Consider the following 9,426-nt stretch of genomic DNA (forward strand, 5'->3'; position numbering starts at 1 on the left):
CTTTGAAAGAACTGGGCATCTCGACCAGGACCGCAGCCAATTTCAAGGATGGTCTTTCGTCGTTCAGCCTTTAAGAGTTTTAGAAACTCTGACCGTTCTCGTTTTTTAAATTCATCGGTAGTGCTAGACTCCCTTTGATGAGCATGTTTTTCATAAGACTCAATGAGCGTGTCGGTGAATTGCATCATATAATAACCGTTGGTGCTAGTTAGTGAGAAAACCGTTTCCACATTGTTCAAATCGCTTTGTATTCCGATTTATCGGGGAGTTCATTGGTCATTAGTCGATTGGTTCATTCATTCTTCTTACGTTCCCCCCTTCGGATACACATGTCGCCCCTCTGGGGCTTTAGGATATTTGTTTATCCGTGTACTATAGACATGTCGCCCCTCTGGGGCTAAATGAACCGGTGAACTAATGATTTTCACGCATCACGTTATTAACAGCTGCAAACTAGCACCATTGGTTAATAGTGTTCTTGATAGTTGTAGCGCTTAATTTGGCGGGAGAGCAATCTTATAAGCCTACCACTCCAAAGAATGCCAGTGCTGCGAACAATGAAAGGATGACTTTGTTGATATGATATTATGTTATACTGTAATCCTCTCTTAATGCAAATAATTCTATCTTTCTACAAATTAACCTTCTGATAACCTGCCACTGACAAAAATGCCAATTATCGCAGTCGAACATCTGAGCAAACATTTCAAAGTCCATAAACGCCGCACCGGGTTTTGGGGAAGTCTCAGCAGCACGGTTTCGCGCAAGCACGATATTATCAAAGCGGTTGATAATGTAAACTTCTCCCTTGAGCGTGGAGAGTTGGTGGGCTACATCGGTGCCAACGGGGCGGGGAAATCGACAACCATCAAGATGCTGACAGGGATTCTTGTGCCAACTTCGGGACATATTGATGTGATGGGGTTGACGCCGTATCGTCACCGAAAGGAAAATACGCGCCGGATCGGTGTGGTGTTTGGACAACGAACCCAACTCTGGTGGGATCTACCCGTTATTGACTCATTTGAATTGCTCAAGCATATCTACGAAATCCCGCATAACCTGTACAAGCAGAACCTCGAATTTTTCAGTGAACTGTTGCAGTTGCGGCCATTTCTGTCTACGCCGGTGCGAAGATTGAGCCTTGGACAGCGGATGCGGTGTGATCTAACCGCTGCACTGTTACATAACCCGGAGATCCTGTACTTAGATGAGCCGACCATCGGCTTGGATGTCGTTGCCAAAGAGCAGGTTCGTCAGTTTCTAAAACAGGTTAACGCGGAACGTCAAGTCACGGTTATCCTGACGACGCATGACCTCAACGATGTCGAGAAGGTTTGCCAGCGATTGATTATCATTGACAGCGGCAAAATCATCTATGACGGTGGGATTGATGCTTTGAAAGAACGTTACGGCAAAACCCGGATACTCATTGTTGATCTCGCACAGGCGTATTCCGATATTCAACTTGAGGGGGTGGATCTGACCCGTCGCGATGGCAATCGTATCTGGCTTGCATTTGATCGCGATACCATTTCCGCTTCTGAGGTCATTGCACAATTGACGGGGCGTTATGAGATTCAAGATTTGACGATATCGGAACCGGAGATTGAGGAGATTGTTCGACGCATCTATGAGTTGGGGGTGCATTAATACCCGCGGATCATATATGATGAAGAAATATCTCACATTTACGGTGAAAGCCTTTCAGCGGACGCTGACATATCGATTTGAGCTATGGATGGAACTGTTTATCAACGTGCTGTTCATGCTGGTCTATGTCTATCTATGGAAGGCGCTATACACAGGACGGACATCGGTGGAAGGGTACGACCTGAATAGGATTCTGACATACATCGTCGTCTCGCAGACCCTATTGACCTTCACGTTTACACTACGGATCGCGCGTATTATCGAAGAGAAGGTACGCACGGGCGAGGTGGTCACCGATTTAATGAAGCCGATCGATTTTCAATTGATGACGCTTGCGACGGCTGCGGGGACTTCAAGCCATACGGCACTATTCAATATGCTCCCAAAATTCTTGCTGTTTTACGGTGCGTTTGGGCTATCGCTACCACCATCGCTTTTGACAGTATTCCTCTTTATCATGAGCGTGGTTTTAGGGTATGTCATTCTGTTCAGTATAGAATTTATAATTGGTATTTTTGCCTTCTGGCTTGTCGAGATCCGTGGTCTCTATGCCTTCGTTATATGGGGGTTGGCTATGTTGTTTTCCGGTTACTTTTTGCCTTTGGAGTTTTATCCTGATTTCCTAGCCAAGGTTGCAGCGGTCTTGCCGTTTCGTGCAATTATCTATTTTCCAACCGCCATTTACACCGGCCAATTAATAGGGGAGAGTCTGGTCACGGCGCTCTTAATACAATTGACTTGGGTAGCTGTGTTGGTGGGGATTGGACGGTTGGCATACCGGGCAGCTTTCCGTAAACTGGTGATTCAGGGCGGATAGAATAGACGTTTCTGAAAATGCGTGGTAGGACTAATCCTCGTGGTTGTCCTTTGGGCAGGCACAAGACCTGCCCCTACATTTGACGGGAAGGGAAGGAACAAAAAGTTCTCGGTTATGCGACGCTACTTCAAACTCTACTTTCTTCTCGCTGGAGCGTATGTACGTTCTCGGCTGCAATACCGACTCTCGTTCGGTCTCATGTGTTTCGGTATTGTTATCAGTGAAGTCTGCTTGCTTGGCTTGTTAGCGGCGCTGCTCGCCAAGTTTCGCACTGTTAATGGCTGGACGTGGGCAGAGGTGGTATTTCTGTACGGCTTAGGAAACTTGGCGCATTCATTCATGCGGATACTGGGGAGCCAATTAGACGATTTTGATCGATACATCATTCGCGGGGAGTTGGACGGTGTGTTAATTAGACCTGTGCCACCACTATTCTACATCCTTGCAAGCCGTATAGAATTAATTCACGTTTCGCGGGCGTTGACAAGTGTTGTAATCTTTGTCGTTGCGTTCCATTTGAGCGGGATTCGCTGGACGCTGGACGTCGCGCTGTTCACTCTCACAACGATTTTGAGTGGCACACTGATTATGTTCACACTCATGCTCATTAGTGCGACCATTGCGCTATGGACGACAAAATCGGGCAAATTGACGGATCTGCTCATTAGCGCGACCAAAGAAGCGACGGCTTTTCCAATCTCCATCTATCCGCTTGCCGTACGGCTACTTTTGACGTTTGTTCTCCCCGTCGCTTTCGTGACGTATTATCCCGCGCAACGTCTTCTTCAGAAGGGCGATTTTCTCGGTATGCCTGAACTCTTTCAATTCGCAGCACCGGTCGTCGCGTTGGTGATGCTTTGTGTTAGCTATCTGTTCTGGTGCAGCGGGCTACGACGTTATCACAGCACAGGTTCCTGAGGATTTTGGGGCAAGGTTGATTTTTCCTTGCGCTTCGCCGGTTGGTATGTTAAAATAAAAACATTCAAGTGGGGCATTAGCTCAGTTGGGAGAGCGCTTGCATGGCATGCAAGAAGTCATCGGTTCAAGTCCGATATGCTCCACCTTTTTTGTGCCCACAGATCTACCTACCTGTCGCTCGGTTTTGGTGTGTTGTCTTCTCTCTTTGGAGCAGTGCTGAAGCGGGGCGGTAAACCGTTGTGTAGCACACCGAGGATGGTCAGATGCAGCTGTGCACGCGGAGGCAGAGACTTGAGGAGATTCTCTTCAGCGATCTTAACCTTCTGTTCCTGTGCTAAGCGTTGCTGGTGAAATTTTTTCAAAATCTCCCGGACCTCTTCATCTGATGTCATCTTATCTTTAGCAAGCCGGTTCAGGGGCTTCAGATTTTCGATTGCTTGGCGGTGGGTTTGACGTTTGAATTCCCATAGGGCTTTGATCCGCTCCTTCTGTTCCGCTGTCACCCCGAGTGCTTCTAGCGTCACCCCTTCCTTCCTAGTGCCATCCTCCGTCTTTTGTGCCCATGTCACGAAGCCGAAAAATGTGGCGAATATCAAAAGGGCGAGTGCAAGGTTGATATAGAATTTAAGCATGTTTCACCTCTTAGCAGACGTTTCCTGTTTTTGGCGAATTGTAGCCAACTGTCTTCAGTATTGCAAAAGAATACCACAATGCCCTTAACCTGTCAAACGATGGAGACCTGTTAGCGGGTTGATGCTGCTTCTCAAAGATTTATCAATAATTGATCTGCCCAATTTTGTGAAAAGATGTTATTATGTTGTCGCTGCATCTACAATATTGCGCCAAAGATAAACTATCAAATCTGATACCAATCTCTTTGTCAATTTCTATGGGATAATATTTTTCTGAGTAACTCTGCTAAATGAAAGGAAAGAAGCAAATGAAAGCGTTGCTGTTAAGCCCAGGAAATGCCCATTTTGAAGGGCACTTAGGCACATTACAGGAATTGCCGGAGGTCGATGGCATTTTTATTTGGGGAGAAGACCAAGCTGCCCTAGAATCCCTCCAACAATCGGGAGAAGATAAGGTGGAAAGCATCACCACCGATTTGGATGAAATTCTGGCGCGGGACGATGTCTTCTTTGCTATTGCCACTATGAGAACGGACTTGAAGCCCGATGTTTTTATACGGATATTAGAATCCGGCAAACACCTAATGGCAGAGAAGCCGGTCGGCAGAACCGCTCTAGATGTACAACGAGTTGTCGATGCGGCGGAGCGCGCAGGGATGCAGTTGGGTGTCTGCTATCAGAATCGGTACAATCCGATGATTCGTGAAGCACGGGATCTTATAGGACAGGGCTTGTTGGGACCGCTGATGTCGATTGAGATGCGGATGCTAACGACGCAGGTACAATACCGTAACCCTGATGGCTGGCTATTTCGCCACGAATACGCCGGGAGTGGAATCTTGGCGTGGTTGGGTTGTCACTATATCGACATGTTACGCTACGTCACTCACGACGAGATCGTGTCGGTGTCCGCCGAGGTCGCAACACGCAGCGGCGAGAATATCGACGTTGAGGATATTGCTACGCTCTCTTTTCGTCTGCGTTCGGGAGCGGTTGGTTCTTTGCATGCGGGATATACCCTTGCGTTGAGTGGATCGAAATATCCCAACCAGCCCAGCTACGATACCTATGTGGGTGTTAATGGTCAGAGTGGTCGGATTCACTGGGGTTCCCCAGGCGTTGCGGAACATATGAGCGTTGAAACAACTCAGGGTTCTTGGGCGTCTGCACCTCAGCGTGAATTTGACTATACTTTGGGTCAATCTCCGGCGTATGGCGGCATTGCTGGAGAGGCATTCATCCGTGACTTTATTCGTGCAGGGCAAGGTGAAGGTGCACCGCCTGCGTCGGGACGTGATGCGCTCCAAGTCGCTCGCATAATCGATGCGGCTCTGGAATCGAGTCAGACGGGTCGTCGTGTTGAGGTTGAGCAACCGTAGGGAACCTGTGAAAAACGGGAAAAAGATTTTAGGCATTCCTGAAAATGGATGAATAAAATCTTAATCTTGACATTATTTCCCGTTAATGCTAGACTGTAAGGCAGAGTCTTGGGGAAATCCGATTGAAGGCTGAGTGGTCGAGGATTTTCCTAATAGGTCTGGACGTTAAGCCTACATCCATTATAGCTGGAGGAGCAGATGGCAACTAAGGTAGCAAATAACCAAGAAAGGTTCGACTGGGCCGAGTACCCGGTACAGGACGATGTTAGATTAGAAGTGTATTGGAGGTCTGACCGAGGGGGTCATGGGCCTGCAGCCTCTTTATATTTCTATGATGACGAGGTTTTGCGGTTCGACTGTTTTGGTGGTGACGAGGGGCATTGTCATATGAACTTGAGCCAGACTCGAGGGCAACGGTGGTATTACCCGGAAGGCACTGTGAAAGAGAATATTAAACAAGCGGGCTTTGATGTGCGGAAAAACTACCAGTTTTGCATTTTGTCTCACCAAGATGATAGGATTCGACGGCTGAAGATCGACCAGGAGAAACTTGAAGTGGCTGCGGGTCAAATGGAAAGCAGATTGACCGAGATTGCTGCTCAACTCGATATGCTTTAGATTTGTAGTGTCAGCACGCTATTGGTGTAGTGACAAGGTGCTAGGAGCAACGATGATTACTGCCCCTAGCACCCTCCACCTAAACATCTATATTTATCCTGTCCCTTCAATCACTTCCATCCAAACACCACGCACAAACCCCGGATACTCTCCTTCGCTAAAAGCAGGATAATAGACATCCTCGCCAGTAAAATCGTGGACAACCTCACCACCTTTACTGTCAGGAATATGCACACGACAGGTTCGCTCCCTCTGCTTATAGAGGGCTGTGGGTGAAGGTGTTCCCTGTTCAACGCGATAGCGTTCCAGCGCGTACTCGTCAACTTCGATACCCAGCCCCGGTGCCTCTGGTGGAGCAATCGTTCCGTCCACTACCTCCAATCGTTGCTCTAAAAGATCGTGTTCCCACAACTCAAAGCAGGTGATTGCCGGCAGTTGTGCGTGTGATAGGACCGCGCCGATGTGCATGGCGTAGGCGGTTGTAATACCCGTTCCGACCATCTGCAACCAGAACGGTTTATCAAACGAAGCACACAACGCATTGATCCTCCGCGTCCCCGTTGCTCCACCCCCGACGACAAATCCGCCACAGCAGCGGGCGTGCAAGCACGGTTCGTTAAAGTGTTCGACAATCCGTTTTTCTACCGCTTCTTGTAGACGTCCGGCCCCTTCGACGTCTGTGCCGAGGTAGTATGGGCTTTCGTAGTATGCGACGTTGGGGTGTTTATCCAACTCCTGCAAAACAGGCTGTGCGCCCTCTGCTGTTCGAAGAAAACCGTTGAAATCGATATCCAATTTGTAACCTTCTGGGACAACCTTTCCAACAGCGTCCACCTGCTTGAAGATGTCCCGCCACGGACGAGCTTTTAGCTTAATTGATGTGTAGCCACGTTTTATGGATTCCTCCGCTTCTTTCACCCAGTCCTCCGGCGGCATATCAATATCCCACCACGAAATTGGGCAGCGGTCCCGAACCTTTGCGCCCAACAATTGGTAGACTGGCACACCGACCGATTTACCGACGGCATCAAACAGGGACATCTGAATCCCGAAACCGATGCTGTCGTCCTGCATGATTGCAAACGGGTTTTGTCCGATGACCCGATCGAAGTTGCCGGACTCGTCCCCCATATTTTCGCCATAACCGATAACGCCGTTATCCAACTCAACGCGATATATCTCTATGTGTTGGGTGACATAATCGGTGTAGAACGGGATGTGAAGCGTAAGCATTTCAAGGGTATTAATCTTCATTGTCGAAATCCTCCCAAAAGGTTAAAAATCCAATATGTATTGTAGCATAGTTTTCGTTGGTGGGGCAAAAATTGTGGCTGGCATAGACCTTTTGTTCTTTTTTTGCTATCATATATCTAACACACCTATTGAGAGGAGATTCAATGAATTACGGAACAATCCCAGGGATAGAGAAAGAGATTTCACAGCTTGTGCTTGGGTGTATGCTATTCACACCCGATACGATGGAACATAGTTATTCAATGCTAGACGCATTTTTTTCAGCAGGCGGCAATGCACTTGATTCCGCGCATAGCTACGGTGGCGGCGATAGCGAGCGGTTGCTCGGCATGTGGATGAAAAATCGGAAAAACCGATCCGAGGTGTTTTTGGTTGACAAAGGTGGACATCCACATTCCGCTGTGCCGCGTCCACGCTTGAGTCCAGAGGAACTTGCGCATGACATCCATGAAAGCCTCCTCCGTCTACAGACCGATTATATCGACCTGTTTCTACTGCATCGAGATGATCCAGTCATTCCCGCTGGTACAATCATCGAGCACCTGAATCAGGAGATTCGTGCGGGCAACCTTCGAGCGATCGGAGCGTCGAATTGGGAGCTTGAACGCCTCCAAGAAGCGAATGAATACGCCGCGGAACATGGGTTGCAGGGGTTCGTGGTCAGCAGCAACAATATCAGTTTGGCTGTGCCGATGGAACCGATGTGGAAGGGTGTTGTGTCCGTATCGGAATCGGCGTGGGACTGGCATCATGAAACACAATTTCCGCTGCTGCCGTGGTCCTCGCAGGCACGTGGGTTCTTCAGTGGACGTTTTGCCCCTGAAAAACGGGAAAATCAGGATATGGTGCGGGTGTATTATAACGATACCAATTTTGAGCGACTCAGACGGGCACAAATACTTGGGAAGAAAAAAGGGTGTACGGCGATACAGATTTCGCTTGCGTTTGTTCTGCATCAACCTTTTCCAACGTTCCCGCTCGTTGGTCCCTTAACTCACGAGGAGTTATCTTCATGTCTTGCGGCGTTGGCGATCCAACTGTCTCCCGATGAGATGCGTTGGTTGAATCTGGAAGTCGATGACATTGACCTGTGAACGATGTGTAGGAAGGAATAATCTATGTCTACCAAACCAAATGTACTTTTAATAAGCACCGATCATTGGCCCGCTGCTTTGTTAGGGGCTGCGGGACATCCAGATATCCAAACTCCGACCCTTGATGAACTCTGCCGTAGCGGGGTTCGTTTCAGTAATGCCTATGCCGAGTGCCCGGTCTGCATTCCAGCCCGTCGGACACTCATGACGGGGACTACACCCCGCACCCACGGGGATCGGGTGTTCAAAGATAAACTGACCATGCCCGCAATCCCGACGATGGCACAGACCTTTCGGGATGCAGGGTATCAAGCCTATGCTGTTGGGAAATTGCACGTCTACCCGCAACGCGACCGCATCGGCTTCGACGATGTAATTTTGGACGAGGAGGGTCGTGTCCAATACGGGGTGTTAGATGATTACGAGCTTTTTCTCGGCGATCAAGGATATGCAGGACGACACTTTGATCACGGGATGGGCAACAACGAGTATGTCAACCGCCCATGGCACCTTCCAGAGGAGACCCATGCGACCAACTGGGCGACGAGTCAGATGGCGCGAATCGTCAAACGTCGTGATCCGAATCGGTCCGCTTTCTGGTTCATTTCCTACCGACACCCCCACCCCCCGATCGTTCCGTTGCAGACATATCTGGATCTGTACCGCGATATTCCGATTGATGGACCGTATTGCGGCAGCTGGTCAACTTCCTCAGAAGATTTGTCCCTAAGCCTGCAAGCCAATGTTGCACGAGGGGCGAAGTTCACATCGCACCAGATTATCGCCGCTCGTCGTGCGTTCTATGCGCTCTGCACCCATATTGACCATCAATTGCGCGTCCTTCTCGGAACGTTGCGTGAAGAGGGTGAACTCGACAATACGATTATCTGCTTTACGTCCGATCACGGCGATATGCTGGGCAACCATGGTATGTGGGCGAAGCGGCTTTTCTACGAATACTCCGCGAATATCCCGATGATCCTGCTCGGCGTCGCTGGGGATGAACGGGTGGGTTACAACCGCGTCGATGACCGGCTGGTCGGTTGGGCGGATGTGATGCC

At 49.1% G+C, this 9,426-nt stretch carries 10 protein-coding genes and 1 tRNA gene; 8 read left to right on the forward strand and 3 right to left on the reverse strand.

What is annotated here, in order from left to right; all coding sequences use genetic code 11:
• The coding region (locus J4G02_18380; GenBank protein ID MCE2396503.1) for a hypothetical protein at nt 1-239 on the reverse strand (239 nt) is incomplete at its 3' end.
• Nucleotides 240-669: 430 nt separating this feature from the next.
• Between J4G02_18380 and J4G02_18385 the strand changes: the two genes are divergently transcribed.
• The 4 genes from J4G02_18385 to J4G02_18400 all read left to right on the forward strand — a co-directional run bounded on the left by J4G02_18385 (nt 670) and on the right by J4G02_18400 (nt 3,531).
• Nucleotides 670-1,653, forward strand: coding sequence for an ATP-binding cassette domain-containing protein (locus J4G02_18385; GenBank protein ID MCE2396504.1), 984 nt, complete (start codon nt 670-672; stop codon nt 1,651-1,653).
• Between the two features lie 16 nt (nt 1,654-1,669).
• Nucleotides 1,670-2,470 carry an ABC-2 family transporter protein gene (locus J4G02_18390; GenBank protein MCE2396505.1) on the forward strand — a complete coding sequence of 267 codons (801 nt, stop codon included), beginning with the start codon at nt 1,670-1,672 and terminating at the stop codon, nt 2,468-2,470.
• Between the two features lie 114 nt (nt 2,471-2,584).
• The gene (locus tag J4G02_18395; GenBank protein ID MCE2396506.1) at nt 2,585-3,388 is read left to right on the forward strand and encodes an ABC-2 family transporter protein; all 804 of its coding nucleotides are present in this window, start codon (nt 2,585-2,587) and stop codon (nt 3,386-3,388) included.
• Between the two features lie 70 nt (nt 3,389-3,458).
• Nucleotides 3,459-3,531, forward strand: a tRNA-Ala gene (locus J4G02_18400).
• A 24-nt stretch (nt 3,532-3,555) separates the two neighbouring features.
• On the opposite strand, the gene J4G02_18405 is transcribed toward J4G02_18400, so the two are convergent.
• Complete coding sequence (locus J4G02_18405) at nt 3,556-4,020, reverse strand: hypothetical protein (protein MCE2396507.1); 465 nt, start codon at nt 4,018-4,020, stop codon at nt 3,556-3,558.
• Between the two features lie 308 nt (nt 4,021-4,328).
• On the opposite strand from J4G02_18405, the gene J4G02_18410 reads away from it, so the two are divergent.
• Nucleotides 4,329-5,399, forward strand: a complete 1,071-nt coding sequence (locus J4G02_18410; GenBank protein MCE2396508.1) for a Gfo/Idh/MocA family oxidoreductase — start codon at nt 4,329-4,331, stop codon at nt 5,397-5,399.
• A 198-nt stretch (nt 5,400-5,597) separates the two neighbouring features.
• Nucleotides 5,598-6,017 carry a hypothetical protein gene (locus J4G02_18415; GenBank protein MCE2396509.1) on the forward strand — a complete coding sequence of 140 codons (420 nt, stop codon included), beginning with the start codon at nt 5,598-5,600 and terminating at the stop codon, nt 6,015-6,017.
• A gap of 93 nt (nt 6,018-6,110) precedes the next feature.
• Here the strand turns inward: J4G02_18415 and J4G02_18420 are convergent, their stop codons facing one another.
• Nucleotides 6,111-7,271 (reverse strand): mandelate racemase/muconate lactonizing enzyme family protein, encoded by a 1,161-nt coding sequence (locus J4G02_18420; GenBank protein MCE2396510.1) that lies wholly within the window; start codon nt 7,269-7,271, stop codon nt 6,111-6,113.
• Nucleotides 7,272-7,414: 143 nt separating this feature from the next.
• Here J4G02_18420 and J4G02_18425 point away from each other — a divergent pair, with 143 nt between their 5' ends.
• On the forward strand, nt 7,415-8,365 hold the full coding sequence (locus J4G02_18425) for an aldo/keto reductase (GenBank protein ID MCE2396511.1): 951 nt from the start codon (nt 7,415-7,417) through the stop codon (nt 8,363-8,365).
• Between the two features lie 24 nt (nt 8,366-8,389).
• Nucleotides 8,390-9,426: sulfatase-like hydrolase/transferase (locus J4G02_18430; protein ID MCE2396512.1), on the forward strand; the 1,037-nt coding region annotated here is incomplete at its 3' end.

Source organism: Candidatus Poribacteria bacterium (assembly GCA_021295755.1).
GTDB lineage: Bacteria > Poribacteria > WGA-4E > WGA-4E > PCPOR2b > PCPOR2b.